The sequence below is a fragment of the Psychrilyobacter atlanticus DSM 19335 genome (genome assembly GCF_000426625.1).
GTDB lineage: Bacteria > Fusobacteriota > Fusobacteriia > Fusobacteriales > Fusobacteriaceae > Psychrilyobacter > Psychrilyobacter atlanticus.
The window spans coordinates 965,448-992,313 of record NZ_KE384547.1 but is presented as its reverse complement, the minus strand read 5'-3'; the positions used below and the strand labels follow the sequence as shown (position 1 = coordinate 992,313).

General features: G+C 32.0%; 29 protein-coding genes. All 29 read right to left on the bottom strand.

Going from position 1 to position 26,866, the window contains the following annotated elements:
- Positions 1-107: 107 nt before the first annotated feature.
- On the bottom strand, positions 108-1,343 hold the full coding sequence (locus K337_RS0105160) for a peptidase U32 family protein (protein WP_037029183.1): 1,236 nt from the start codon (positions 1,341-1,343) through the stop codon (positions 108-110).
- Between the two features lie 330 nt (positions 1,344-1,673).
- Positions 1,674-3,014 (bottom strand): replicative DNA helicase, encoded by a 1,341-nt coding sequence (dnaB, locus tag K337_RS0105155; RefSeq protein ID WP_028855665.1) that lies wholly within the window; start codon positions 3,012-3,014, stop codon positions 1,674-1,676.
- An 8-nt stretch (positions 3,015-3,022) separates the two neighbouring features.
- Positions 3,023-3,472 carry a 50S ribosomal protein L9 gene (gene rplI / locus K337_RS0105150; protein ID WP_028855664.1) on the bottom strand — a complete coding sequence of 150 codons (450 nt, stop codon included), beginning with the start codon at positions 3,470-3,472 and terminating at the stop codon, positions 3,023-3,025.
- 1 nt (position 3,473) lies between these two features.
- Positions 3,474-4,268, bottom strand: coding sequence for a hypothetical protein (locus K337_RS0105145; protein WP_028855663.1), 795 nt, complete (start codon positions 4,266-4,268; stop codon positions 3,474-3,476).
- A 71-nt stretch (positions 4,269-4,339) separates the two neighbouring features.
- Positions 4,340-5,839: a DNA polymerase III subunit gamma/tau gene (gene dnaX / locus K337_RS0105140; RefSeq protein ID WP_028855662.1), complete on the bottom strand. Its 1,500-nt coding sequence runs from the start codon at positions 5,837-5,839 to the stop codon at positions 4,340-4,342.
- A 16-nt stretch (positions 5,840-5,855) separates the two neighbouring features.
- A complete protein-coding gene (locus K337_RS0105135) occupies positions 5,856-7,250 on the bottom strand; it encodes a sigma-54-dependent transcriptional regulator (RefSeq protein WP_028855661.1) in 1,395 nt (464 codons plus the stop codon).
- Entirely contained in the window at positions 7,251-8,219 is a 969-nt protein-coding gene (locus tag K337_RS0105130; protein ID WP_028855660.1) for a TonB family protein, read from the bottom strand.
- 11 nt (positions 8,220-8,230) lie between these two features.
- Positions 8,231-8,671: an ExbD/TolR family protein gene (locus K337_RS0105125; RefSeq protein ID WP_028855659.1), complete on the bottom strand. Its 441-nt coding sequence runs from the start codon at positions 8,669-8,671 to the stop codon at positions 8,231-8,233.
- A 10-nt stretch (positions 8,672-8,681) separates the two neighbouring features.
- On the bottom strand, positions 8,682-9,296 hold the full coding sequence (locus K337_RS0105120) for a MotA/TolQ/ExbB proton channel family protein (RefSeq protein WP_037029181.1): 615 nt from the start codon (positions 9,294-9,296) through the stop codon (positions 8,682-8,684).
- A gap of 33 nt (positions 9,297-9,329) precedes the next feature.
- Complete coding sequence (locus tag K337_RS0105115; RefSeq protein WP_028855657.1) at positions 9,330-9,686, bottom strand: hypothetical protein; 357 nt, start codon at positions 9,684-9,686, stop codon at positions 9,330-9,332.
- 9 nt (positions 9,687-9,695) lie between these two features.
- Positions 9,696-12,647 carry a tetratricopeptide repeat protein gene (locus tag K337_RS0105110; RefSeq protein WP_028855656.1) on the bottom strand — a complete coding sequence of 984 codons (2,952 nt, stop codon included), beginning with the start codon at positions 12,645-12,647 and terminating at the stop codon, positions 9,696-9,698.
- Between the two features lie 9 nt (positions 12,648-12,656).
- A complete protein-coding gene (locus K337_RS0105105; protein ID WP_051251615.1) occupies positions 12,657-13,187 on the bottom strand; it encodes a DUF116 domain-containing protein in 531 nt (176 codons plus the stop codon).
- Positions 13,188-13,343: 156 nt separating this feature from the next.
- Positions 13,344-14,456 (bottom strand): DNA polymerase III subunit beta, encoded by a 1,113-nt coding sequence (dnaN, locus tag K337_RS0105100; RefSeq protein ID WP_028855654.1) that lies wholly within the window; start codon positions 14,454-14,456, stop codon positions 13,344-13,346.
- A gap of 105 nt (positions 14,457-14,561) precedes the next feature.
- The gene (locus K337_RS0105095) at positions 14,562-15,389 is read right to left on the bottom strand and encodes a sigma-70 family RNA polymerase sigma factor (protein WP_028855653.1); all 828 of its coding nucleotides are present in this window, start codon (positions 15,387-15,389) and stop codon (positions 14,562-14,564) included.
- Between the two features lie 19 nt (positions 15,390-15,408).
- Positions 15,409-16,407 carry an NAD(P)H-dependent glycerol-3-phosphate dehydrogenase gene (locus K337_RS0105090; protein ID WP_028855652.1) on the bottom strand — a complete coding sequence of 333 codons (999 nt, stop codon included), beginning with the start codon at positions 16,405-16,407 and terminating at the stop codon, positions 15,409-15,411.
- A 46-nt stretch (positions 16,408-16,453) separates the two neighbouring features.
- The gene (gene plsY, locus K337_RS0105085; RefSeq protein ID WP_028855651.1) at positions 16,454-17,065 is read right to left on the bottom strand and encodes a glycerol-3-phosphate 1-O-acyltransferase PlsY; all 612 of its coding nucleotides are present in this window, start codon (positions 17,063-17,065) and stop codon (positions 16,454-16,456) included.
- 27 nt (positions 17,066-17,092) lie between these two features.
- The gene (rlmD, locus tag K337_RS0105080) at positions 17,093-18,448 is read right to left on the bottom strand and encodes a 23S rRNA (uracil(1939)-C(5))-methyltransferase RlmD (RefSeq protein ID WP_037029179.1); all 1,356 of its coding nucleotides are present in this window, start codon (positions 18,446-18,448) and stop codon (positions 17,093-17,095) included.
- A 94-nt stretch (positions 18,449-18,542) separates the two neighbouring features.
- Positions 18,543-18,830 (bottom strand): hypothetical protein, encoded by a 288-nt coding sequence (locus tag K337_RS0105075; protein ID WP_028855649.1) that lies wholly within the window; start codon positions 18,828-18,830, stop codon positions 18,543-18,545.
- Positions 18,827-19,768, bottom strand: a complete 942-nt coding sequence (gene rsmH, locus K337_RS0105070) for a 16S rRNA (cytosine(1402)-N(4))-methyltransferase RsmH (protein WP_028855648.1) — start codon at positions 19,766-19,768, stop codon at positions 18,827-18,829. Before rsmH ends, K337_RS0105075 begins: the two co-directional genes overlap by 4 nt.
- Before the next feature lie 142 nt (positions 19,769-19,910).
- Positions 19,911-20,177 carry a YggT family protein gene (locus K337_RS0105065; protein WP_028855647.1) on the bottom strand — a complete coding sequence of 89 codons (267 nt, stop codon included), beginning with the start codon at positions 20,175-20,177 and terminating at the stop codon, positions 19,911-19,913.
- Positions 20,178-20,189: 12 nt separating this feature from the next.
- Positions 20,190-20,747: a CDP-diacylglycerol--glycerol-3-phosphate 3-phosphatidyltransferase gene (pgsA, locus tag K337_RS0105060; protein ID WP_028855646.1), complete on the bottom strand. Its 558-nt coding sequence runs from the start codon at positions 20,745-20,747 to the stop codon at positions 20,190-20,192.
- A 24-nt stretch (positions 20,748-20,771) separates the two neighbouring features.
- Positions 20,772-22,112, bottom strand: coding sequence for a 30S ribosomal protein S12 methylthiotransferase RimO (gene rimO, locus K337_RS0105055; protein WP_028855645.1), 1,341 nt, complete (start codon positions 22,110-22,112; stop codon positions 20,772-20,774).
- A gap of 221 nt (positions 22,113-22,333) precedes the next feature.
- Entirely contained in the window at positions 22,334-22,789 is a 456-nt protein-coding gene (accB, locus tag K337_RS0105050; RefSeq protein WP_028855644.1) for an acetyl-CoA carboxylase biotin carboxyl carrier protein, read from the bottom strand.
- 79 nt (positions 22,790-22,868) lie between these two features.
- A complete protein-coding gene (locus tag K337_RS0105045; RefSeq protein ID WP_028855643.1) occupies positions 22,869-23,315 on the bottom strand; it encodes an ACT domain-containing protein in 447 nt (148 codons plus the stop codon).
- Positions 23,316-23,332: 17 nt separating this feature from the next.
- The gene (gene folD, locus K337_RS0105040; RefSeq protein WP_028855642.1) at positions 23,333-24,181 is read right to left on the bottom strand and encodes a bifunctional methylenetetrahydrofolate dehydrogenase/methenyltetrahydrofolate cyclohydrolase FolD; all 849 of its coding nucleotides are present in this window, start codon (positions 24,179-24,181) and stop codon (positions 23,333-23,335) included.
- Entirely contained in the window at positions 24,174-24,821 is a 648-nt protein-coding gene (locus K337_RS0105035) for a redox-sensing transcriptional repressor Rex (RefSeq protein ID WP_028855641.1), read from the bottom strand. The genes folD and K337_RS0105035 overlap by 8 nt, the downstream gene beginning before the upstream one ends.
- Positions 24,822-24,831: 10 nt before the next feature.
- Positions 24,832-25,785 carry a methionyl-tRNA formyltransferase gene (gene fmt / locus K337_RS0105030; protein WP_028855640.1) on the bottom strand — a complete coding sequence of 318 codons (954 nt, stop codon included), beginning with the start codon at positions 25,783-25,785 and terminating at the stop codon, positions 24,832-24,834.
- 23 nt (positions 25,786-25,808) lie between these two features.
- Complete coding sequence (def, locus tag K337_RS0105025) at positions 25,809-26,321, bottom strand: peptide deformylase (protein WP_028855639.1); 513 nt, start codon at positions 26,319-26,321, stop codon at positions 25,809-25,811.
- Between the two features lie 22 nt (positions 26,322-26,343).
- Positions 26,344-26,856 (bottom strand): peptide deformylase, encoded by a 513-nt coding sequence (def, locus tag K337_RS0105020; protein ID WP_028855638.1) that lies wholly within the window; start codon positions 26,854-26,856, stop codon positions 26,344-26,346.
- Positions 26,857-26,866 lie beyond the last annotated feature (10 nt).

Here is a 26,866-nt window from a genome sequence, read left to right as displayed (position 1 = left end):
TTTTTTACTCCTTAAAAATCTCATGAATTTCTTGCACCTTCATTTCATAATATTTTCATAAACCAAAACCACAGATTATTTTAATTTATCTGTGGTTTCTTTAACTTCTACTCTACTTCTGGTAAAACCCTTCTTATCATATCAAGTCTATTAATATCTGCATCTATCTTTACCCTTACAACAGAGTTAGGGTTAGCATCCGTTACTATACTTGTTACTCTCTTCTTTGTAATCTCCATCTCTGGTAATACAATAATCTTTGGGTTACCATTATTACTTGCTACTTCTAGCTCTTCACCAGTAAATATTTTATTTCTTACTTCTAAGATATATTCATTTTCACTTAGTTTCTCTGCTACTTTTGCAACTAATTGATGACTCTGACTATATGAATTTCTATTGTTATAATTTTGTGAATCTGAATTCGGTTTATTAAAATAGAAACCAGATGTATATTTTCTATGAGATGTTGTTTCAAGCTCTCTTAACCACTTTTCACTATATTCAAAGTTTCCTTCATAGTATCTATTAATTGCTTCTCTATAAACTTTTACAGCTGTTGCAACATAATAAATACCCTTCATTCTTCCTTCAATTTTTAGTGAATCAACACCTGCATCTAATATTTGATCTATAAATTCAATTGTACATAGATCTTTTGAGTTAAATATATGTGTAGCTTCATCTTCAGAATAAACTGGCTTTTTATCTCCGTTATTATTCTCTTCCATTACATTGTATTTCCATCTACAAGATTGAGCACAATCTCCACGATTTGCATCTCTTCCTATCATATAGTTACTTAGTAAGCATCTACCTGATACAGACATACATAGTGCTCCATGAATAAATACTTCTATCTCAATGTCTGGAACACGAGCTCTAATTTCTTTGATATTCTCCAGTGAAATTTCTCTAGCTAAAACAACTCTCGAAGCACCCATCTCCTGCCACATCTTAACCGATCTCCAGTTAGTGTTACTGGCTTGAGTACTTGCACTTATGTGTAAGTTAGAGTTCTCTTTAACTATCTCTAAAATTCCTAAATCTGCTACTATAACACCATCTACTCCAGCTGTTTTTTCCAAAAATTGTACATACTCCGGTAAAGCATCCATCTCATCATTATGTGGAATTATATTTAGTGCTACCCATACTTTTTTACCTCTTGCATGAGCATATTTAACTGCTTCTACTAACTCCTCTCTATCAAAGTTGTGTCCACCTGCTCTTAAACTAAATTCTTTTCCACCTAAAAATACTGCATCCGCACCATAGTGGAATGCCATCTCTAACTTTTCAAAATTTCCTGCTGGAGCTAATAGTTCTACTCTTTTTTTCATCTTTACATCTCCTTTTATATGTGTTTATAAAAAGCAGACTTGCACCCTAACTTTTATTACTATTTTTATTTTTTGCCATAAACTACAGTACGGGTAATTCATGAATTACCCGTACATAAAGTTCAACCCATATTTTGTTTAGACCTCTCTCTTCCTTCTTTTCTCTCCTAAATTAGGAGAAAGAAAGCCACTCACTAAGAGGCTACTTTGGTTTCCTTTTAGAAGTTCTTCCTTTTATCACATCGTAAAATTTATTTTTAGTAAAATAAATTTCTAGTATTCGTGAATTGAGGAAGATGTCCGATAGGACAGAAGGAGTCTCTCAAAGGATTAAGTTATACTTGTAGTATAATCTCCAAATTGTGTATATTCATGGAAGAATCTCAGTTTTACCGTTCCTACAGGACCATTTCTCTGCTTACCGATAATAACTTCGGCAATTCCTGCATCTTCACTATCTTCGTTATAGTAGTCATCTCTATAGAGGAAAACTACCATATCGGCATCCTGCTCAATGGCACCTGAATCTCTTAGGTCAGATAGCATTGGTCTTCTATCAGCTCTTTGCTCAGGACCACGTGAAAGCTGAGATAGTGCTATTACTGGCACTTCTAATTCTCTGGCTATAATCTTAAGTGATCTAGATATATCTGAAATCTCTTGTTGACGTGATTCACCATTTTTATCTCTACCCTTTATAAGCTGCAGATAGTCTATGATTATCATATCTAACTTTCCTGCTGCCTTGGCTCTTCTTGCCATGGCTCTTATTTCCATAACATTTATATTTGGCATATCAGCTATTTGAATACTAGATTCAGCTAATTTTGAACTAGCTGACCCTAATTTTACCCAATGATCCGCTTCTAAAAATCCATTTCTTAAATTTGAAAGTGGAATCCTAGCCTTTGCAGCTAAGAATCTTTGAAGTAATTGAGAATTTGACATCTCCAGACTGAATATCATAACACTTTTTTTCTCTTCTACAGCAGCCTCTAATGCCAGGTTCAGAACAAATGCTGTCTTACCCATAGCTGGTCTAGCTGCTAATATTACTAGGTCTGAAGGATGAAAACCATTGGTCATCTCGTCAAAATGTTTAAATCCTGAAGAGATTCCAGTTGTCATGCCCTTATTATCCATCAATTTTTCCAATCTTTCATATTCTTGAGATATAATATCTTTTACTTCTATTACATCTTTACTCTCTTTATTTTCAGCAATCTTAAAGATCATCCCTTCGGCTTTATCCAATATATCATCTATATCTTCATAACCTTCATGGGTCATCTCCACTATTTGAGTACCTATATCTCCTAATTTACGCAGTGTAGCTTTCTCCTTCACTATTCTGGCATAAGTTAAGATATTTGCAGCCGTAGGAACCTGTTCTATAATCTCATATAGAATAGCTTCTCCACCACTTTCTTCAAATTTATTTTGTTTTTTCAGTGTATTTATTAAAACTACAGGATCTATTACTTCCCCTTTAGAGTAAGCCACCAACATCGCTTCATAAATATTTCTATGTGCACCCTTGTAAAAATCACTGGCTTTTACTATCTCTACAATATCTTCTAGAGAATCTGGTTTTAATAAAACTCCACCTAATACCGACCTTTCAGCTTCTACACTGGTCGGAACCATCTTTAATTTATCTATACCTTGCATATTTTCTCCTACATTCTCTCAGCTATTACTTTTAAGCTAGCCTTTACACCTTTGTGTAATTTTAAGTTTACTTTGTGTTCACCTATTTTTTTTATACTTCCATCTATTTTTTTCTTTTCTATTACCATATTAAATTGAGTTTTTATTGCCTCAGATATCTCTTTGTTAGTTATAGAACCAAATACCTTTCCATTCTCTCCAGCTTTTACCTTCATGAATAAAGTTTTTTCTCCTAATACCTTAGCTTGTTCCTCTGCTACAGCTGTTTCAGCTTGATCTTTTGCCGCTGCTTTATTTTTTTTAGCCTCTAATTTTTTCATTTCTTCATCAGTTGCTATAATTCCTTTATTTCCTTTTAATAAGAAGTTTTTAGCATATCCTTCCGATACACTTACTATGTCACCCTTTCTTCCTTGTCCTGCTACGTCTGTATTAAGTATCACTTTTATCTTTGACATTTTATTTCCTCCTTTTATTTATTTTTATTATCCCAAAACTATTCATTACTCCTAAAATAAAGATCCCTATTGGAAAAAAACATGCAGTTACTATTGCTAATCCCTTCCCATAAACTCTCCATTTTATTCTTGCTCTAAACATATTGTATAATACTTTAATTCCATAAACTACATAGATCAAAGTAGTTATTGAATATAAATTTTTAACATAAAAATTATCGATCTTTAAAGTTCTGTCTATAAAAAATGTAACTATATATATCAATACCCATAGGTAAGAAATATTCCACTTTCTGTATGTTTTCCCCTTAAGTATGAAATACGTAAAATAATTTATTATCAGTGAATAGGTAAACATCACAAATAATAGGTGCTGTTTAATATAACCCATCATGATAGTTATCATACTTTGGTCTAAAATTAAATATTCCCTGTACATAGCATCTAATATTGTTACCAGATCATTTGGTGTCCCAATAAATGCTCTCATAAATAAATATCCCACTGCTGTAGTTAATGTAGTCGAAATAAAAATTCTATCAAATATTTCTATAGAGGTTTTCTCAAATACATAATAAAGCCCCTCTAATAATAGGAAAAATCCTATGTAGACGAAGAATAATTTATCATCTATAAAATATATTACTCCACCAGAAATTAAATTTGCCAAGAGTCTATTCTTAGAATTTAATTTAGGCAACCTTTTTATTTTATAGGCCGGTAAGACAAATGATCCCAACGGTATCAATGATGACGCTAAAAACAATAAGATAATATTTAAAGTTACTCTAATCATGATTTGTGCCTCCCTTTTTCATTTACTTCCACAGTCCTTATTGTACCATAATTCCCATAATTAGTTAAGAATTAGATAAGTTCACCATCAAAAAAGTCCACTACTCTTTCTACAAAATCACTTTTATCTTCTACAACTTTATTCTTCTCATTTAAAAGGTCATATTTTACAAGTACTCTTCCTCCAAATTTATCTTTGAGTACACCTAAGAATATATCGTTGTAATATGGCTTTTCCATGCTTTCTTTATGGAATCTATTCTCTGCATAAAATCCAATATGCAGAAATCCATCTTCTATCTTAGTAGGTGTAGCAGTCGATAAAAATGAGATCAGCGGCATCTTTCTTCTCTTAGATTCATTTACAATATCATTCCAATTTGTCTTGACATCATCTATACTTATATCTACTGTTTTTTCTACTATCTTAGGAGTTTCTACTGCTTCTTCGGAACTAGCAGGAACCTCTTTTTCCACATATACTATTTTTTCTACTATCTTTTCCTGTACTGGTGCTTGTACAGGCAATTCATGAATTGCCACTTCCTCTTTAAATTCTGTTATCTTATGTAAGATAACATATCCTAAGATTCTTTTGTCCTCTTCATACCTGAATTTACCCATTACCTCAAATATATCTTCTATAATTGCTATAGATTTCATGATATTAAAAGGTGATTTTTTTTCAATCATCAGTTCCTTTAGATAATAAGCGAAACTTTTTAAAAACTCCTCTACATTTATAGAGTCATTCCATAAACTATCTAAAAAGTTGATCCCATGGACCAGGTCATTCTTTGAGATGATATCCAAAAATTCTGCCAATTTTTTTTCCGGGATAACTCCCAATATTTTCTCTGTCTTTTCCAAAGTAATTTCTTCTCCATAACATGAAGATATTAATTTTTCAAAGATAGAGATAGCATCTCTCATACTCCCACCGGATTTTTCATAGATCAATCCTAAACTAGAATCATCTATTTTTACTCCTTCAGATTCAGCGATCATAAGAAGATGATCTATGGATTCTTTTTGGTTTACAGGTTTAAAATCATATCTTTGACATCTTGAGATAATAGTCTCTAATATCTTATCCGGTTCAGTAGTTGCCAGGATAAAGATAACATGAGCTGGTGGTTCTTCCAATGTCTTTAGGAGAGCGTTAAAGGCTTCCTTCGTCAGCATATGGACCTCATCTATTATATATACCTTTTTTCTTCCCTTAGCAGGTTGATAGTTTATCTTATCTTTCAGTGATCTGATCTCATCGATTCCACGATTTGATGCCGCATCAATCTCTATAAGGTCTATAAACTTATTTTTACTGATGTCTATACAGTTTTCACATTTATTACAAGGTGTATCGGTAACACCATTTTCCATACAATTTAATCCCTTGGCTATCAGTCTTGCAGTAGTAGTCTTTCCTACTCCTCTAGGCCCTGTAAATAAATATGCATGAGCCATCTTATTTTCCTTTAAAGAATTTTTTATAGTTTTTATTATATCGGTTTCTCCAGCGACCTCATCAAAGGTACTGGGTCTATACTTTCTATAAAGTGTTATATGCATCTTATCTCCTCAAACTCTAATCTAAATTATAGTTATTCATCTTTGTTCTTAATGTATTTCTTGTTATTCCCAGCGTTTCTGCTGCTTCTACTTTTTTTCCATTGGCCACTTCTAATACCTGTCTGATTAATTCTCTCTCTACTCTAGATATTATATTTCCATAATAATCTTTTTGATTAGATCCCTGTAACATTTGGATCTCTCCCTCTACCCAGTCAGATAATATCCAGTCTTGAACATCTCCCCTTCTTTTGGTAGTTTTATTTCCAATAATATTTGAAGGCAGGTCTTCTACTAAGATACTCTTACCTCTAGATAATACCATGGCTGATTTTACAGCTGATTTTAATTCCCTTACATTTCCCGGCCAGTCATATCTCATTATTTTTTTCATAGCTGGAGTAGATACTCCCTTGACTCCTTTAGAAAATTCCTCATTAAATCTTTTGATGAAATGATGGATCATAAGAGGTATGTCATCTTTTCTCTCTCTTAGTGGCGGTATCTCTATTTCTAATATTCTCAATCTATGGTATAGCTCTTCGATGAAATTTCCATTCATTATCAACTCTTCTAAGTTCACACTGGTAGTAGCTATGATCCTAATATCAGTTTTAATGAGCTTTGATCCACCTACTCTAAAGAATGCTCCTTCTTGAAGTACTCCTAATAATTTTGCCTGAAGTGTCAGATCCAATGATTCTATATTTCCTAAATGGATCGATCCCCCATAACCTTTTTCTAAAATCCCTATTTGCTCTACCTGTGATTCAAATATATTTCCCTTCTCATATCCAAATAACTTTCTGTCTAAGAACTCTTTTTGATATGCGGTACAGTTTACACTGACAAATGGTTTTTCCTTCAGACAGCTGAATCTATGGATCGATTTGGCTACTGCTTTCTTACCATTCCCCTTTTCCCCGCTTATTAATACCGGTATTTTATTTGTTGCTACCTTACCAATTTTTTTATATACTTCTACCATCTTAGGACTGTTTCCAATTACTGTTCCTTTGGGAGTTTCTTTTTTCTTCAGTTTTTCAGCTTTTAATTTTTGATCCTTTAATGCTTTTTCAACTATCTTTATTACCTCATCCTCTTCAATGGGTTTAAGCAGATAATCATATATTCCCAATTGAATTGCCCAGGCTATTAAGTTTAATGTTGCTCTCTCTCCTAAGGTTACAATTATAGCCTTATTTTGGTTGTCATAGATCTCTTTTATCACTGTTTTGGTTCTATCTATCTCTTCTAAACCATCTATATCCATAACTATCAGATTATATTTAGTGTTTTCTATATAATCTCCTATATTATTATAGCTATTTTCAAAAGAGAAGTCTCCATCTAAATTCTCCAGTAATGATTCCTTTATTTTTTCCGTTAAATTTATCCCTAATATATTCATCTATTCCCTACCTTTTAACTTAAATTTATATTCCACCATGACACTTCCACTTATAGCCATTCCGCTATTTATAAGTTTTATATTCCAGTCACGGGCTTTACTTTCTACAGCTCTATCTATTATATCTACCCCTGTTTTTATTAATCTTACTCTAAGTACTTTTCCATCAGCATCTACATCTAAGATTATTTTTACATCGGCAGTTTGAGCATTTTTCTCAGCTTCCAGAGGATATTTTGGATCTTTGTTGGATGGATCCCAGATAACTTTAGATTTCCCATCTACAGACCCTACTTTTAACCCTGATTTAGGCCCTATTATATTTGGATTTTCTTCACTCATGAGGTTATTCCATCTTATATCTTCTACCCCGTCTTTTGAGTCATTTTTTACCATAATTTTTTCTGATCTATTGTCAACTATTGCAGCTTCTACTAGATCTAAATTCTCTTCCATTCTATCTTTGGAATTATCAGTAACTTCATTTAATTCCCTGTCTTTAAATTCCTTGTTTTTATTTCTATCTTCTACCTCTGAAACCTTTATTATCTTAGGTTTAATGTCTTCCCTGCTTTTACTTACCTCTCTAGGAGAATCTAAACTTTCTAGTATATCCAAATCATCAAATGACTGGGTAACCTGTAGTATTTTTGGAGATTCCACTTTTTTTTCTATCTTCTCAGGGATTTCTTTCTTTATCTCCTCTTTTTTCTCTGTAACTTTTTCCTCTTTATCCTCTACTGGTAAAACTTCTTTTGGTTCTGTAATTTCTGCAGATTTCTCATTTTCAATAATTTTCTTAGGAGCACTATCAACAGAATAATTATTTATCCCAATTGTAATCTTACTTACTTCCGGTTCCTGTATCACTATTTTTTTTAAACCTGGCATTATATAGAGGAATATTATATGAAGGATAAGGACTCCTACAAATATTTTATTAAAATAATCATTTCTATCTGTTTTCACCTTATCACCTCCTAATCTAAACTTTTAGTATTGAGGTCTAATGAACCTGCTCCCGCTTCCTTAGCTATATCTAATACCTCTATCAGAGATTGGTAGTTTACACTCTTATCAGCACTTACGATTACATTTTTATCCTCTGCAAGTTCTAATCTCTGTCCTAATTTTTCCTTTAGATCTCCTTGATCTACTTTCATCATCTCATTTTTACCATTTAAGTCTTTTACTATAAGATATATTTCTAAATCTTTATTTATCTTTACTTCTAAAGTTTTAATAGTTATTTTATGCTCTGAACTAGATTTTGGCAGTTCAATGTTTACACTAGAATCTACATCTTGAAACGTTGTAGCCACCATAAAAAATATTAGGAGTAAAAATACTACATCTATCAATGGAGTCATATCCAAGATTAAACTTTTACTATTTTTCCTCTTCAGTCTTTGTATTTTCATAGCCCCCCCCTTATTTTCTAAGAGAGTTGATAAACTCAACGGTAGTTTTTTCTATTTCATTTACCACATGATCGATCTTTTTATTATAATAATTATATAATATAAGTGCTGGTATAGCTACTGTAAGTCCTGCTGCTGTAGTGATCAAGGCTTGAGATATCCCATCTGCCAGCATCTCTGGCTTACCTGACCCTACTACTGCGATGACTCTAAATGCTGCGATCATTCCAGATACAGTTCCTAATAATCCTACCAATGGAGTCACGTGAGCCACCACTCCTAATAACCACATATGGTTTTCTAACTTAGGAATCTCTATTAACGCTCTTTCTCTGGCTTTTTCTTCCAGATATTCGATATCTACCTTTCCATCAAAATTATGTTCTAATATAAGTTCTTTTAATACTTTTAAACTAGATGAATTCTCACTTTCACATAAGCTTACAGCTAATTCCTTATCTTTAGAGGTAATTGCTTCCTCCAACTGTGCTTTCAACTGATCTTTTATTCCTTTTTCGTTCTTTAGAAAATATACAAATCTCTCTATTATTACTGTTGTCCCCAATATAGATAGTAGGAGAATTCCGTACATCAACATTCCACCACTTTTAAATATTTCTATCATTATTTTATCTCCTTATTTATATTTTATGTGTCTTTATTTTGACCCTAAAGCCAATCCTGCTACCAATACTCCTAATATAGCCAATCCCCACACCACATAGTTAGGTTGAGTTTTTGTCTCACTTACATCTGCTAAAAGATCATCTGTCTGCTCAGATTGATTATATTCTATATTAGTAGTCTCTAATTTTTGATTTTCATTGTTTATCAAATTCAGGTCAACTGTCTGTAATGTAGGATCTTTTTCTTTTCCTTCCAACAATATTCTACCCTCTGTTGTAGTGCTCTTGTTGACACCGCTGACTTCTTTTTGAATCTCTGCTCCAGTTCCCTCTGCAAAAATACTCATCGACATCATTAGTAGTAGTAATCCACTTATAAATCTTCTCATCTGATCCTCCTAATTATTGTTTGATTTTTTTTCCTCTTTAACTTCTTCTTTGTTTCCGGTATCTACTTGTGCCACGTCTTCTTTTTTATCTTCTTTTTTTTCAAAGTATGAAGTGTAATTTTCTGCAACACCTTTATTTGTTACCAATAATTCATCGTAATATATTTTGGCTTTCTCTATCTTATTTTCATTGATGTTTATTACCAATAATTTTTCTAATATTAAGCTTTTGTATTTACTCTTAGGATAAGTTTCATAAAACTCTTCATAGGTTCTTTTAGCTTTTTCATCCTCTTTTTGGAGTTCATAGGTCGTTGCAATCTTTAATTTTGCTGCTTCCCTCAGATTGCTTTCTTCGTATAAAAGTTCTATCCTCATAAAGTTTCTAAGTGCCTTACTATAATCCTTTGAGTTAAAGTATATCTGCCCTATACGGTATGTGGCAGTATCCTTATAGGGACCATTTTCTACCTTTAATATATTTTCATAATATTTTTTTGATTCATCATAGTTTTTTCCCTTGTAGTAATGAGTTGCTAAATTAAAATTAACTTTACTCCCATACTCCACATTATCTATGAGTTTTTTATATTCCACTACAGCAAGATCAATCTTTCCTTGTTTTTCGTAGATAAGTGCCGACAAGTATATCTTTTCATTGGAATCACTTATTTTTTCCTTCCATAGGTTGGCGTTTTCATAGTCATCTACATTGTAATACAAAGTTGTAAGTTCCTTAGCTGTTTTATTTTTTAATTTTTCCTCACTTGCCTCTTGATATATTTTCGTATAAGTTTTAGCTGCACTCTTTATATCATTTAATTTGAAATACGCATCTGCCCTATAAAAATTAACATCTGCTATATAATTACTCTCTGGATATTCTAAATTGAACTCTCCACTTTTTTTAATTACATCTTCATATTTTTCTTGGGTATAGAGGATATTTATCCCCCAATATAGAGATCTTAAAGCATATTCACCCTTTTTATTCTCTTCGTAGATATCGTTATATCCCTTTAAAGATAGGTCAAATTTTCCTTCATTGTAATATGTTTCAGCTATTTGAAATTGACTATAACCTTTATATTTTGGGGTTTTACCCAGTTCACCAAATTTTTCCCTGGCTTCTGAATATTTTCCCATCCTAAAATTTGATAGAGCTTCTAAATCCATCACTTCATGGCTATATTTTTTATATTCATTCACTGCAAAATACTGTTTTGCAGATCTTATAGCATTTTCATAATTTTTAGCAGCAAAGTGAGTTTTTATTAGGTTATAGCTGGCTTTTTCTTTTTGAGCCAGACTTGCATCTTTCCCTATTATTACACCTTCAAATTTTTCTACAGCTTTCTCATATTGTGTCAACCCTAGATATGCGATTCCTAAAAGATATCTATTTTCCGCTGTCTTAGGCTGGGGAGTCAAGTATGTTACCAGGTCCTTATAACTTCCATCTGCAACTAAAATAGTTATCAAGTTCTCTGAAATTTTAGTATCATTATAAGACCTCAGATATTCTTTATAAGTATTTTTAGCTCCCTTTATATCTCCACCTTTATAATATGTATTTCCCACTGTAAGGTAGATCTTTTGTCTATACTCTATATCTGTAGAAAATTTAGTTTTATATTCATCGAATCTTAACTTTATATTTTTAAGATCTCCTAATCTGCTGTTAACCAAGATCAGCTGATAAAGACCTTCCTTACTCTGTGTTCTATTGTAAACATCGGTATAATAAATTTTGGCTTTTTTATAGTTTTTTGTCTCAAAATATGATTTTCCCAAAAAGAGGTCTATATTGCTCTTATATTCCCTTTTCATCTTAGACTCATCATATGATTTTAAATCTTTGATGACTTCACTATATTTTTCAGCTCTAAAATCTATCAATGCCATATAATAGATTCCTTCAGAATTTAAATTTGTTCCCAAAAGTTTTTTAAAGTCTTCTTTTGATCTTTCAACTAATTTTTCACCCTCTATACCACCCTTTGATTCCCCTACTTTAAACATACTAAAAGCTGACCCATATATAACTTTAGGATCTTTAGAATTATCTACCAGTTCATAATATTTCATAGAAGTTTCATAATTTTTTTGGGCAAAATAATTATTAGCCAAGAGTATATTAGCTTTTTCCTCATTACTACCACCCATTAATTTTTTATAGTACTCGTCTGCTTTTGTCATCTCTCCATTAGACAAATAGATGTCCAAAAGACCATATCTTACATCTGCTATATACTTGCTCTGTGGATAATTTGTTTCTACATCTGTTAATTTCTTTATAGCCAAATCCTTATTCCCCAGCTTGTATTGGTTCATCCCATACATATAACTGGCTAACTCTATGTTCTTACCCTCAGTTGATCCCTTTAAATATTCATCTAAATAGATTGTACTGTTGACATACTCCTTGTTATTATAAGATGACAGGGATATATATAAGAGGGCATCTTTTGATCTTTCAGGTTTTGTAATAAGATATTTAAAAGTTTTTTTAGCCTCCTCATATCTGGCGTTTTCATAGTAGGATATTCCTAAATAGTAAACAGCATCTATTTTTTTAGGAGAATTTTTATCTATTAAATTTATTTCTTTTTTTGCTCCATTATAATCCTTTAGATAGGTCAAATTTCTAGCTAAATAATAGTGTGCTTCGTTTTTTTCATCTATTTTTAATCTATCTAATTTTAAATATTGGTTAAAATAAGTTACAGAACTTTTATACTCTTTATTCAAATAGAGAGTCTTAGACAGTCTTTCTAGCGCTACTTTTTGATAACTGCTCTCAGGGTATTTCCCTACAAAGGTTTTTAATTCATCTGTTGCCATGGAATATTCTTTAGCTTCGTATAATTTATCAATATATTTCATGTCATCTCTATCTGTAGCAAAAATTTGACCACTCACTACAATCAAAAGGGACAAAATTAATAATTTTTTCTTCACTAGTTCCTCCTATCTTAATTTTTCTAGTACACTTTCAATCTCTTGAATTGAAAGATCGGTATTAAAACATGGCCCATTTATTTTTTTGTTAAACACACCGTATACAGACATTGGAAAAGCATCATAGATTCCAGCTACCAAATCTCTTTCACAGGCTACAGCTATTACAAGTTTTGGTTTTGTTTCCTTTAAAAACTTCCGAGCTAGTGTCCCACCGGTAGCAATCTTAGCTTTCACTCCATATTTTCTCTGTAATTCCAGGATATTCCCCACTTTACACTTCCCACATTCCTTACAATTTTCTACCCTAGATGTCACCTTCAACGGGCATTCATAATTTTGAATACAATGGGGGAGTAAGATCGATACCCTGTTTGCAGGTACATCCTTGCATCGTTTTAATACAACACCGTTATTAAAACGAATAAATATCTTAGAGATCTTACTATTTTCAATCTCCTCTTTGGAAAATTTTCTAGCTATGATCACTAGAAGGTAAAATATGAGATATATCCACCTTAAAATAACTATTTTCAACATATCATCTTCTCCATTAGGTCTAACAGACAAAACCGTTATAAACCTTATTTATTCAAGGGATTCTTACATATGGTACTCTTAATTAGTATATCATATTAAAATTACACCGTCAAAAAAAGCTCAAGTTTTAACCAAAACTTGAGCTCACTTATATTTTTAATCTTTTAATGCTAAAGGCATCACTAAATATTTAAAATTCTTTTCATTCTCTATCGTTAACTCTACAGCACCACAAGATGTAGAAAGACTCAAGAGAACATTTTTCCCCTTCTCTATAAAAGAAAGATAATCCAATAAAAACTTTACATTTAGAGAAATTTTCAAATCTTCTCCATCTTTTTTCATCTCTATAGTTTCGTTGATCTTAGCGATCTCAGATATCCCGCTCACTTCTAATAGGTCACCTTTAAATTCAAATATTCCACTATTTTTAGATTCTGCATTATTTCTAACAAATATTTGCACCCTCTTAAGAACATTTTTAAATTCAGCTGAATCTATTAAAACTTCTTTGGTATATCCTGTTGCATTTAATATCCCATCATAGTCTGGAAATGGCAGATCAATAACTCTAGTTAATATTTCAGTTGCTCCTACCATAAATTTAACTTGGTTCCCTTCATATGCAAAGGTGATATCTTCAACTTTTTTCGAAGCTAAGATTTTGATTATAGCTTCCACACTCTTCAGTGGGATACTAACCTTTAATTCGCCCTCTAAATCCACTTGTTCAGTTATATAAACCAACCTGTAAGTATCTGTTGAGATTAATTTCAACATTCCACTTTCTAATTCCATCCTCAAGCAATTTATAGATATATTATCTGTAGTTTGAGACGCAGCGAATTTTGATTTTTCCATTAAGTTTACAAAAAGTTCTATGGGTAATTTATACTCTTTTCCACCTTGGAATCCCCTGATTTTTGGATATTCAGAAGCATCAAAAACAGAAAATTCAGAAGATGAATCTTCAGTTTCAATCAAAAGAGTTTCTTTATCTATACTAAGAGTCACCTCTGTATCATTAATTTCTTTTAAATATTCCTCTACTAATTGATGAGAAAATACTAGGTTTCCACCCTCGATTACTTCTCCTTCCATCTTAGATGTAACTGTTAATTCTAAATTTGTTCCCTTTAGAATTACAGTGGAGTCATTGGCCTCCATGTATACACCTGAGATAATAGGTCTTATTTTATTATCAGTGATCGCCTTACTCACTGTCCTTAAAGTCTTTAAAAATTCTTGTTTATTTACTTTTATTTTCAATTTTTACCTCCCTATCTTTTAACCTTAATTTCCAATTTTAATTCATTCTACCACATCTACCATTAAAATTAAAGATTCCCTGCCGAAAAAGGCAGGGAACTTATATTATTTAAATAAATAAGGCTTCAATTCTTCGCTAAACCTTGTTTTAAGTTTTAATAAGGTTTTTTTCTCAATCTGTCTAACTCTTTCTCTAGTAATATTAAATGTCTTACCAATCTCTTCTAAAGTATGAATATCATATCCATCTATCCCATACCTTAACTTCACTATCTCTTTTTCACGAGGCTTTAGAGCATCTAACATCTTAGTGATCTCTTCCTTACCTATCTCTCTTAAAACTTGGTTTTCAAGGGACTGTTCCTCAGGCTGACTTATGGTATCTTCTAAGAAGATATCCTCTCCTATGGATGCGTTTAAAGACATCAGATCTTGAAATTCTAACATTACTTTTTGGATCTTGTCCTCTGGTATGCCTAAACCCTTTGATATTTCATTAAAATCAGGGTATTTACTGGTTTCCATCACATGATTCATAATATATTTATTTATCTTATTCAACATATCATATTTATAAGATGGTATCCTTATCTCACGACCCTTACTAATAATAGACTTAGTTATAGATTGTTTAATCCACCAAACTGCATAAGTTGAAAATCTAAATCCTTTTTCCACATCAAATTTTTTAATAGCATGAATAAGCCCAAAATTACCTTCACTAATTAGATCTATTAAACCCAATCCTTTTCTGGTATATTTTTTAGCCACATTTACTACCAACCGTAAATTAGATAAAATTAATTTCTCCTTAGATTCCTCACAACCATTTTTGGCTGCTATAAGTAGTTTTAATTCCTCTTCCTTTGTCAAAATTTCATACTGCCTAATATCTTTTAAATATAAAGATACTAAATCTTTTGTTCTCTCCATAGTCTCATCATCCTTAGTTTTAAAATTCTCTCTTTAAGTCTCTAGTCATCAATTCTTTAACCATTTCAGTTGCTAATTTATCTTCATATAATACCTTGTAGACACCTTCTAATATTGGCATTGACACCTTCTTCTTTTGAGCTAATTCGTAGACAGCTTTCACAGTCGGTACTCCTTCAGCCACCATTTCCATCTCATCTAAGATCTCTTGTAATTTCTTTCCTTCACCTAATTTTTGTCCCACATGTCTGTTTCTACTGTGGGTACTAGCACAGGTCACTATCAGGTCTCCCATCCCGCTAAGCCCTGAAAAAGTCTCAGCTTTAGCACCTAGAGCTTCTCCAAATCTTACCATTTCTGCTAAGCCTCTAGTTATAAGTGCCGCCTTTGTATTGTCTCCAAAACCTATACCATCAGCGACTCCTGCAGCTATTGCAATACCATTTTTTACAGCACCGCCTAGTTCTACTCCGATAATATCATTACTTTCATATACTCTAAAACTTTCTGTATTAAATAATTCTTGAATTTTTTTAGCACATTCAGATTCCCCGGCAGCTACTATTGTAGATGGAAGATTTTTAGCTACTTCCTCTGCATGGGTAGGGCCAGATAGAATAACAATATTCTTATGGAATTTCCCCAATATTTCATCCTTGATCACCTGGGATAATCTCATCCCTGTAGATATCTCTATCCCCTTAGCAGTATTAACAATAATTGTTTTTTCCGTCAGTTGATTACTAATTTTGCCCATAACACTTCTCAGCACTTGAGACGGCACAGACATGATAAGGTATTCTACTCCATCTAATAATCCTTCTATCTTAGATGTCACCTGCAAAGTCTCTGGAAATTCAGCATTAGATAAAAACTTTTCATTTACCCTATTTTTCTGTAATAATTCTGCTCTCTCTTCGTTGTAATCCCATAGAGTAACCTCATTTCCCTTCGACGCCATAATCCTAGCAAGAGCTGTCCCCCAAGAGCCTGCTCCCATCACTACAATTCTTCCCATAATTTACTCCTTTTTTAAATCATTTAAAATATTTTAATTGTTTAAATTATTTTTTAGCTCCAAATTTATTTTCATTCCCATGAAGGAGTCTTTGAATATTGCTTCTATGCTTAAATATTACAAATAAAGCTATTACAAGGGCAAATCCAAACATATTCCATTTTCCTAAACCTTCTCTTACAGGCATAAAAAGCACCAATATCGGAAATAATCCCGCTGCTGATACAGAAGCCAGAGATACATATTTAGTTGAAAATGCAATCAATAAAAATACTACAAGTAATATTAAAACTATATTTGGAACTAAGTATATAAATACTCCTAAACTGGTAGCAACACCTTTTCCACCTTTAAACTTTAAAAATATAGACAGGGTATGACCAACTATTGTTACCAATCCTACCAAGATAAGCTGCCATCCAACCAGCCCAGCTAAACTAGCTAGAAAAACCGGTAGATATCCCTTTAGAGCATCTGACAAAAGAACAATTATACCATACTGCAATCCCAGCACTCTATAGGCATTGGTTGCACCAGTATTTTTACTTCCGTGTTCCCTGATATCTATCCCTTTAAACTTTTTTCCTATAACTACACCTGTTGGAATAGATCCCATAAAATAAGCTATTATTAAAAAAATTATTAATTTAACTTCCATCTTCCCTCCTAGATCAATCTATATTTTTTAATTCTTTGAAAATTTTCCTACTACCTCAATGTGACTAGTATTAGGAAACATATCCACTGGACAAACTTTGTTCAATTTATATCCAATTTTCCCTAATATTTCTGTGTCTCTCGCAAATGTTGAAGGATTACAAGATATATATACAACTTCTTTTATCTTTGTTTCAGATAATTTTTCCAATATATTCTGTGCTATTCCTTTTCTCGGAGGGTCAAATATTATTGAATCTATTTGATTTCCTGTTTCTATCAGTTCAACTAATTTTTCCTCAGCTTTACCATTTATAAACTCTATGTTTTCTATCTTGTTTTCTATACTTGTTTTTAAGGCAGCTCTTGTAGCTGATTCTACCATCTCTATAGCATACACTTTGTTTGCATCCTTTGACAGAATCATAGCTATAGTTCCTGTTCCTGAATAAGCATCCACTATATTTTTATTTTTTATATCATCAAAATAAGAGATAGCTTTTTCATACAGCTTTTTAGTCTGCTCTATATTGATTTGAAAAAATGATGTAGGAGATATGTTAAACTGAATCCCGTACAACTCTTCCTTTATATATCTTTCTCCTAATAGGTGGATATTTTGTTCACCTAAAGCAAAGTTTGTTCTTTTATTATTGATAGAAACGTAAACAGACTTGACCTTGTCGTTTTCATTATATAAAGTATTTAGAACACCTTCTATCTTTGAATCTACCTTTCCTTTGATGATAAGTACAACCATAGCCTCATTAAATGAAGTGGTTCTAACCATTATATGTCTCAATATCCCCTTATGGGCTTTCTCATTATATACACTTAATTTAGCTTCATTTAGAAGTTCTTTGATTCTAGATATAATTTCATTTGAAAGCTTAGATTGAAGGATATTTTCTTCCACTTCAAATACTTCATGTGATTTCTTTTTAAAGAATCCTGATATTACCTTTCCATTTTTACGTGCAAATGGTTCAATTACTTTATTTCTATAATTAAATTGATCTTCTGCCCCTACAGTATCTAATATTTCTATTTTATCTAGATCTACTTTTCCTACTCTAGAAAGCACATCTTCTACCATGAGTTTTTTATACTTTAACTGCTCATTGTATTTAAGCATTGCAAAGTCACATCCATGATGATCTTCAAAACTTATTTTATTTCCTGCCGCTCTATCTATTCCAGGTGTTATTATCTTTTTTATAAGACCTCTTGCATAGGTTTTTTTGAATGAAATTATTTCAATTTCTAAAACATCTCCAGGAACAGACATAGGTACAAAAACAGCTAAATCGCCATAATATCCTAATCCTTCTCCTCCGAAAATTATCTTATCTATTTTAACCTCTACTATATTTCCTTTTTTCAATTTATACCCCTTTTCATAACAATTTATATTTAAACTACTACTTACTCATAATACAACCTAAACTAATCAAAGTCAAGTTTCAAACCGTTTTATTTTAATTCGAAACATTTTTTTTCATTTTGACATAGTTTATAGACTCAGAAACTTCCATTCCTATCTCTTGCTCAGCACGTTTTTTCATTGTATTTAAGTCCATTTTTTCTATCAGCTTTATTTTTTCTCTAGATATATCCTTTTGAAGGTTTAGATTGTAAGTTTTTTGAATCTTAATTTCCTTACTTACTCTGACTGCCTCTATTGTGTAATGTAGACGTAACCCTTCCATAAAAATTAAAAAAATTATTGGTAATAAAATCATTAATATTTTATTTCTTTTTTTCATAACTTTTCTACTACTCTCAATTTAGACGAATGTGCTCTGTTATTAAATTCCAGCTCATCTGTATTAGGAATGATAGGTTTTCTAGTTACACGCTTTACCGTAGCTTTATGATTACACTGGCAAACCAATAGATGCGACGGGCAGAGACAATCTGTAGACAATTCTTTAAATTTTTGCTTCACTATTCTATCTTCTAACGAATGAAAGGTAATTATAGCTAACCTTCCTCCTGGTTTTAAAAGGTCTACCGCTTTATCAATTACATTTTTAAGTACATCTAATTCTTTATTAACTTCTATCCTTATGGCCTGGAAAGTTTTTTTAGCTGGATGTTTCTTAGGATGCCCTTTAATAGCTTTTTTTATTACTGCCACCAAATCTCCAGTAGTTTCTATCGCTTTTTCTTCTCTGTTATGAACTATATATTTCGCTATCTTTCTAGCATATCTTTCTTCACCATACTCATATATGATTCTTGAGATTTCCTCTTCTTCATAGTTATTTATAATTTCGTAAGCTGAAATAGGCATATTTTTATCCATTCTCATATCTAAACGGGTATTATATTTATATGAAAACCCTCTTTCAGGATCGTCTAATTGTTTAGAAGAAACTCCTATATCCATCATTATTCCATCTACTTTGTCATATCCTGCCATATATACTACGCTATCCATCTCCTGGAAGTTAGATTTAAATATTTTTACTTTATCGCCATACTTTTCCAATCTTTTTCCTGCAAAATCAATGGCATTTTGATCCTGATCTATAGAGATCAATACACCTTTTTCTGAAAGTCTCTTCACTATTCCTTCTGAATGACCTCCTCCACCTAGTGTTCCATCTACATATATCCCATCTGTATTGGTAACTAAGTTATCTAAAGTCTCTTCATACAACACCGGTATATGGTACTCACACTCTATCTCTTTATGCATTCTTCCTCCTACTTAACTTTTAATTTACTTTTTTACCTAACTTAATATATCAATTTTAAAGATAAGGAGTCTGCCCGCCTTTGGCGGGCAGACTCCATTAATTTTTTTACTTCATACAAATAATTCTTGAATTACCTTTAACCTAAGAGATCATACTCAATATTCTAAAGATCAAATACTTTGCAAGACCCAGCACATAGTATGCCAAGATTGGTGATAGATCTAATCTGGCACCACCTAAAGGAATCATTATTCTAAATGGTCTCAAGATTGGTTCTGTAACTGTATGAATTAATTCAATAAATTCATTCCTGCTACGAGGAGCAATCCACGATAATATGATTCTCAATAAAATTAAAATTTTTAATATCTCTACTGCATAATTTACTACTCTATATATCAAAAACATCTATTCCTCCATTTATTCCATGTTCATAAAATAATGTTTTGCTTTTACTGAATAATCCCATCCTGACCATATAGTCAAAATTACAGAAGGTAACATTATCCAAATATTTAAATGTATCCCTAATAGTTCAATCTCAGTTGCTCCTAAGATCATTATCATTATTATTCCGACCATTTGAGTAGTTGTTTTGTATTTACCTAAGTTTCCAGCTGGAATAACTTCTCCATTAGCTGCTGCCAATGATCTGATCCCACTGATCAGAAATTCCCGTGCTAAAACAACTATAGATATCCACGAAGGTAGATAACCTACTTCTACAAAAACTACCAATGCTGATATAACTAATATTTTATCTGCTAAGGGATCCATCAATTTCCCAAAATCTGTGATCATATTATTCTTTCTAGCTATATATCCATCTAAAAAATCTGTAATAGACGCTACCATAAACAATCCTAAAGCTATCATTCTATATACAAACCCACCATCTCCATCAGATATTCCTAAAAAATAAATAAATGGAACCGCCAAAATCATTCTCGCCATGGTTAGTTTATTAGGCATATTCATACTCATCTTCACTCCTCCTAAAGATTAGTTAATTTCATTTGTTACTATAGGTCCTAACAGGTCATAGTTAAAGTTTTGTTCTACTTTTACTTTCACTATTTCTCCTGGTTTAGCAGTCCCATCATTAGTTAAAACTTTACCGTCTATCTCTAAAGCTTGTCCTCTTGTTCTTCCTTCTAACATATATTCAGACTCTTCTGATATACCATCTATCATTACTTCTATCTCTTCACCTAAGAAAGATCTATTCTTTGCTTCTGCAATCTCAGCTTGAAGATTAGTAAGTTCTACCCATCTTCTATGTTTCACATCTTCATCTACTTGGTTTTCCATATCAAAGGCTACCGTATCTTCCTCTCTTGAGTATTTAAATACACCAATATAATCAAATTTAAACTCTTCTACAAATTCTTTTAATTCTTGGAAATCATCTTCTGTTTCACCAGGGAATCCAACGATTAGAGATGTTCTAAATGTTGCATCAGGAATTTCTCTTCTGATCTTACGTAATAATTCTTTAGAAGCATCTCCAGATATTGCTCTCTTCATCCCTTGTAACATAGAGTCGGCCACATGCTGAATAGGGATATCAAAATAATTACATACTTTTTCTTCTATTTTCATAACCTCTATAAGTTCATCAGTTACTGAATTAGGGAACATATAATAAGTTCTAATCCATTTTAACCCTTCTATCTTAGCTAATTCTCTCATTAGATCAGGTAGAGCTTTTTTCTTATATAGATCCAATCCATATTCTGTTGTTTCCTGGGCTAATAAGTTTATCTCTCTTACACCATTAGCTACTAAGTTTTTAGCTTCCACTATGATATCTTCAATAGTTCTACTACGAAGGTTTCCACGTAAACTAGGTATGATACAGTAAGTACATCTTCTGTTACATCCTTCTGCTATTTTTAAATATGCAGTATGAGGGAAAGTTGTGATTATTCTTTCAGTTTGGGCATTAGCTAAGAAATCTAAAGATTCACTTCTAACAACTCTATTATCTGCTAAAATTTCATCTATTACTTCCTCTATCTTATCTACGTCACCAGTTCCTATGATAGCATCTACTTCTGGCATCTCTGCTAATAATTCATCTGCATATCTTTCTGCTAAACATCCAGCTACAATTATCTTCTTTAATTTCCCACTTCTTTTGTGTTCTGCTACGCCTAATATAGTCGTAATAGACTCCTCTTTGGCATCACCAATAAATCCACAAGTATTTATGATACATAGATCTGCGTCTTCTACCTCTGTAGTTAATTCAAATCCTCTTTTATTTACTAATATTCCTAAATAATGTTCTGTGTCTACTAGGTTTTTACTACAACCTAAAGTTATAACTGCTAATTTCATCTTCTACTCCTACCTTATTTTTTTTGTTTAAAAACAATTTTTATACCTTATTTTTCTAACTTTTCCATCTTTAAATTATATCATATTTAACTAGGAATTACTAGAATTTCGATCTTAAGATTCAATAGATTTAACATGTATTTTATAAGGTTTTTCATTCTTATTCTAACATATAAAAAGATGAAAGACACCTGCCTTTCACCTTTTTTATATGATTATTTTTATACTTCTTCTACTAAGAATAGGTCGGCTCCCTTAGTTACAGGTGCTCCATCAGTTAAAAGTGATTTCACTATTCTACATTTTTTTTCTGCCTTTACTTCATTCATAAGCTTCATAGCTTCTACGATACATAGGATATCTCCAACTTCTACAATTTGCCCTTCTTTTACAAATGTGTCTGCATCTGGAGATGGCGCACCATAAAATGTTCCTACCATAGGTGATTTAATAGAATCATGATTCTTTGTTTCTACCTCTTTTGCTTTCGCTTTTTTAACCTTTTTAGGAGCTGCTGCCACAACTCTAGGCTCAGCCGCCACTTGTGTTACAACCTCTTTTTCGATTTCTCTTTTTAGAGAGATTTTAGTTCCTTCACTCTCTAAAGTTATTTCCTCTAATCCGTATTTCTCTATATTTTCAGATAATTCCTTTATAGCTTTAACGTCTATTTTCATATTTCCTCCTGCTATTCTGGGATAAGCACAAGGCATTACCCTTATATTTTTATTTTTTCATTTTATTATAGAATAAATTCTAGTTATTCCCTATTATTCTTATCTCACTGACACCTGTTTGTTCAGTTATTTTTTCCAACATAGTCTCTATATTTCTTAGTGTATCTGCACTAGTTTTAAGTGCTAACGTTACCCTTGCAATCCCATCAATAGGTATGTTTTGAGTTATTGTAAGAATGTTTACCCCTGAACTTGCTATTACATCTAAGATTCTAGATAAAGTTCCAGGTTCATCATGAAGTGCCATATTTATATTAAATACAGTATCTTTTCCACTTTCAAAGAAAGGTTTAATAAAATCCTTATACTTATAATATGTACTTCTACTTATTCCAACTCTTTTTATCGCTTCATACTTTGAAATTCCTTCTTTTTGAACTATTTCATTTACCTTAATTACATTTTGAATTGAATTAGGTAAGATTCTCTTATCTACTATAAAAAATTCTCTTGATTCGTTTACCATGTCCCCACCCCATTAATTTATATTTTTTCCACTCTTGATTTTACTGTATTTTTCATAAGCATCGCTATTGTCATAGGTCCTACTCCACCTGGTACAGGTGTTATTAATGATGTTTTTTTAGATACATTCTCAAAATCTACATCTCCACATAGTTTACCTAACTTATTTCTATTGATACCTACATCTATTACTATACTTCCTTCTTTGACCATATCTTCAGTCAAAAACTTTTCCCTTCCTATAGCAACTATCACTATATCAGCATTCAAAGTTTTTTCCGCTAAATTCTTTGTTCTACTGTGGCATAGAGTTACAGTTGCATTTTTATTGGTCAGCATAATCGACAATGGTTTTCCAACTATGTTACTTCTGCCTACTATCACTACATCTTTACCATTCAAATCTAGCTCATATCTTTTTAACAACTCCATAATACCATATGGAGTGCAAGATTTAAACCCATTCTTTCCTATAACTAATTTACCTAAGTTTATAGGGTGAAATCCATCTACATCCTTATTTGGTTTTATTGCTTCTATTATTTTATCTTCGTCTATATGTTTGGGCAGTGGCAGTTGAACTAATATCCCGTCTATTTCCTCTTTATCATTTAATTCTTCAATTAATTTTAAAAGTTCAGACTCTGTAATTTCAGAATCCAAATTATATTTTTCAGAATATATGCCTAAAGCACCACATGTTTTTACTTTTGAGTTCACATAAACTTTTGAGGCAGGATTTTCTCCTACAATAACTACCGCTAATCCTGGTGCTCGTTGGCCACCCTCAGTTATTCTCTCTACCTCTAACTTTATCTCTTCTTTAATATTCGCTGATATCTTTTTACCATCTATTATTTTAGTCATTATTTATTAGCTGCTCCTTCCAGTAATTTAATTCCTGTAACTTTGCATATAGATCTATATTTTGTACCGCTATATGATCCGGTACCTCTAAGTTTATTGGTGCAAAATTTAAAATTGATTTTACCCCTGATTCCACCAATACTACAGCCATTTGCTGTGCTACTTTTTTAGGCACTGTTAATATCGCTACATCCACTCTGTCTTTAGATTGTAAAAAGTATGGAATTTCCTTTACATCTCTGATCTTAATTCCTTTCATTTCAGTTCCAATCTTAGTGTCAGAATTATCAAATACTCCTATTATATTGAAGCTTTCTTTTGTGAACTCGGGCTCTGATACCAATGCTCCACCAAGTCTTCCCGCTCCTATAACTATTATATTGTTTGTTTTGTGTACTCCTAATATTCTTTCAATGTCGCTGTAAAGAGTTCTGATTTGATAACCTTTTCCTCTTATACCAAATTCACCAAAATTAGATAAGTCTTTCCTAATCTGAGCTGCGGTGAATCCCATTTTAACTGCTAGTTCCTCTGAAGATATATAATCTTCAGGTGATAAATTTTCTAAACATCTCAAATATTTAGTCAATCTCTCTATTACCCTTGAGGATATACCATTTCTTTTTTCTTTTATAATCACTTGTTTCCCCCTATAATTGAATTACTTTACTGCCTATACTAAATTTTTCCCCCATTTTTATATAGTTTCCATTTACTAAGTCTGCTCCAGTCATTTTCCTTTTATTTTCAGGTTTTATACTGGTTATTATTAAACTTCCATCTAATACCTTTATAACCGGACCCTTTCCTTTAACCAGGTCCACTACTTCTCCAAGTTCACCATCATAAACTCTGTCATATTTTTCTACAAAATAGATCTTGTATAATTTTTCATTACAGAATGAATATGCTGATGGAAACGGGTTTAATCCCCTTATAAAATTATATATTCTTTCCATAGAATGATCCCAATGTATCTCACATTCCTCTTTTTTTATAGGTTTAACAAAAGTTACCTTTGTTTCATCCTGAGGAGTTCTAGTAGCTACTCCGCTTTCTATCATGTTTACAGCCTTCAACAACGCTTCGCTTCCTATTACAGCTAATCTGTCGTGTAGGTCCTCTAATGTATCCATTTCATCTATCGGTGTTTTAGCCTGTAATATTATATCCCCGGCATCCAATTCTTGTACTATATCCATTATAGTAACTCCACTTTCTTTCTCACCATTTATTATGGCAGCATGGATTGGAGCAGCCCCTCTATATTTAGGCAAAAGGGATGAGTGAACATTAATTATTCCTTTTTTAGGGATATCTATCAATTCCTGCGGTAATATCTTACCATAAGCTACCACTACGATAAGATCTGGATTTAATTCTTTTACTAATTCTATTGTTTCCTTTGTCTTTACTGAATTAGGCTGATATACAGTTATCTCATTATCTAATCCATATTGTTTAATCGGGTTAAACTTTATTTTTTTTCCTCTGCTATTAGGTTTATCTATCTTAGTAAAAATCCCAATAACATCATGATTTTCATCTAGTGTTTTAAGTGAATTTAATGCAAATTCAGGTGTTCCCATAAATAATATTCTCAAATTATATCTCCTTCTATGATCCTTTATTTTCCTAATTTTTTCAACGTTTCTTTTTTCATGCTCAATAATTTTTTACTTACCAATCTTTTAGCTACAGGTGCTATCTTATCCACAAATAAAATCCCCTCTAAATGATCGCTTTCATGTTGGAATACACGAGCCCACGATTCACCTAGCTCCTCTTCTATACTTTCACCATTTTCATTTAAATATCTTACTTTTAAACTTTCTGGTCTTTTCACTTTTTTATAAATTCCTGGTACACTTAGACAGCCTTCCTCATGATCAATTTGTATTTCAGAATATTGAATAAATTCAGGATTTATTATTTTTCTTATTATCCCTTCTTCCGCTTCCATAACAAACATTTTAAGATTAATTCCTACTTGAGGAGCTGCTAACCCTACACCATTTATATTTCTCATAGTTTCTACCATACTATCTAAAATTTCCTTTATGCTATCATCTACTTCTTCTATATTTTTATTTTCACCTCTTAAAGCAGAATCTCCATATGTTTTTATCTCGTATATCAACTATATCTCCTTCTGTAACCCTTTATTTTCCTAATTTTTTCAACGTTTCTTTTTTCATGCTCAATAATTTTTTACTTACCAATCTTTTAGCTACAGGTGCTATCTTATCCACAAATAAAATCCCCTCTAAATGATCGTTTTCATGTTGGAATGCACGAGCCCAAAGCTCATCTAATTCCTCTTCTACACTTTCACTATTTTCATTTAAATATCTTACTTTTAAACTTTCTGGTCTCTTTACCTTCTTATGTATTCCAGGAACACTAAGGCAGCCTTCCTCGTGGTCTACACAATGTTTAGAGTATTCTAAAAATTCAGGATTTATTACTTTTTTAACTACTCCTTCCTCTGCTTCTACTACAAACATTCTAAGGTTGATCCCTACCTGGGGAGCAGCTAATCCTATCCCGCTTATGTCCCTCATAGTTTCTACCATACCGTCCAATATTTCTCTGATGTCATCATCAATTTCTTCTACATTTTTGTTTTTATCCCTAAGTACTGGATCTCCATATGTTCTTATTTCGTAAATCATTTTCCACCTC

Coding starts and splice junctions, on each gene's coding strand:
- K337_RS0105160 (WP_037029183.1), bottom strand. CDS start 1,343: ATGAAAAAAAGAGTAGAACTATTAGCTCCAGCAGGAAATTTTGAAAAG.
- dnaB (WP_028855665.1), bottom strand. CDS start 3,014: ATGCAAGGTATAGATAAATTAAAGATGGTTCCGACCAGTGTAGAAGCT.
- rplI (WP_028855664.1), bottom strand. CDS start 3,472: ATGTCAAAGATAAAAGTGATACTTAATACAGACGTAGCAGGACAAGGA.
- K337_RS0105145 (WP_028855663.1), bottom strand. CDS start 4,268: ATGATTAGAGTAACTTTAAATATTATCTTATTGTTTTTAGCGTCATCA.
- dnaX (WP_028855662.1), bottom strand. CDS start 5,839: ATGCATATAACACTTTATAGAAAGTATAGACCCAGTACCTTTGATGAG.
- K337_RS0105135 (WP_028855661.1), bottom strand. CDS start 7,250: ATGAATATATTAGGGATAAATTTAACGGAAAAAATAAAGGAATCATTA.
- K337_RS0105125 (WP_028855659.1), bottom strand. CDS start 8,671: ATGAAAATACAAAGACTGAAGAGGAAAAATAGTAAAAGTTTAATCTTG.
- K337_RS0105120 (WP_037029181.1), bottom strand. CDS start 9,296: ATGATAGAAATATTTAAAAGTGGTGGAATGTTGATGTACGGAATTCTC.
- K337_RS0105115 (WP_028855657.1), bottom strand. CDS start 9,686: ATGAGAAGATTTATAAGTGGATTACTACTACTAATGATGTCGATGAGT.
- K337_RS0105105 (WP_051251615.1), bottom strand. CDS start 13,187: ATGTTGAAAATAGTTATTTTAAGGTGGATATATCTCATATTTTACCTT.
- K337_RS0105095 (WP_028855653.1), bottom strand. CDS start 15,389: ATGGAGAGAACAAAAGATTTAGTATCTTTATATTTAAAAGATATTAGG.
- K337_RS0105090 (WP_028855652.1), bottom strand. CDS start 16,407: ATGGGAAGAATTGTAGTGATGGGAGCAGGCTCTTGGGGGACAGCTCTT.
- plsY (WP_028855651.1), bottom strand. CDS start 17,065: ATGGAAGTTAAATTAATAATTTTTTTAATAATAGCTTATTTTATGGGA.
- K337_RS0105075 (WP_028855649.1), bottom strand. CDS start 18,830: ATGAAAAAAAGAAATAAAATATTAATGATTTTATTACCAATAATTTTT.
- rsmH (WP_028855648.1), bottom strand. CDS start 19,768: ATGCATAAAGAGATAGAGTGTGAGTACCATATACCGGTGTTGTATGAA.
- K337_RS0105065 (WP_028855647.1), bottom strand. CDS start 20,177: ATGTTTTTGATATATAGAGTAGTAAATTATGCAGTAGAGATATTAAAA.
- pgsA (WP_028855646.1), bottom strand. CDS start 20,747: ATGAATATGCCTAATAAACTAACCATGGCGAGAATGATTTTGGCGGTT.
- rimO (WP_028855645.1), bottom strand. CDS start 22,112: ATGAAATTAGCAGTTATAACTTTAGGTTGTAGTAAAAACCTAGTAGAC.
- accB (WP_028855644.1), bottom strand. CDS start 22,789: ATGAAAATAGACGTTAAAGCTATAAAGGAATTATCTGAAAATATAGAG.
- K337_RS0105045 (WP_028855643.1), bottom strand. CDS start 23,315: ATGGTAAACGAATCAAGAGAATTTTTTATAGTAGATAAGAGAATCTTA.
- folD (WP_028855642.1), bottom strand. CDS start 24,181: ATGACTAAAATAATAGATGGTAAAAAGATATCAGCGAATATTAAAGAA.
- def (WP_028855638.1), bottom strand. CDS start 26,856: ATGATTTACGAAATAAGAACATATGGAGATCCAGTACTTAGGGATAAA.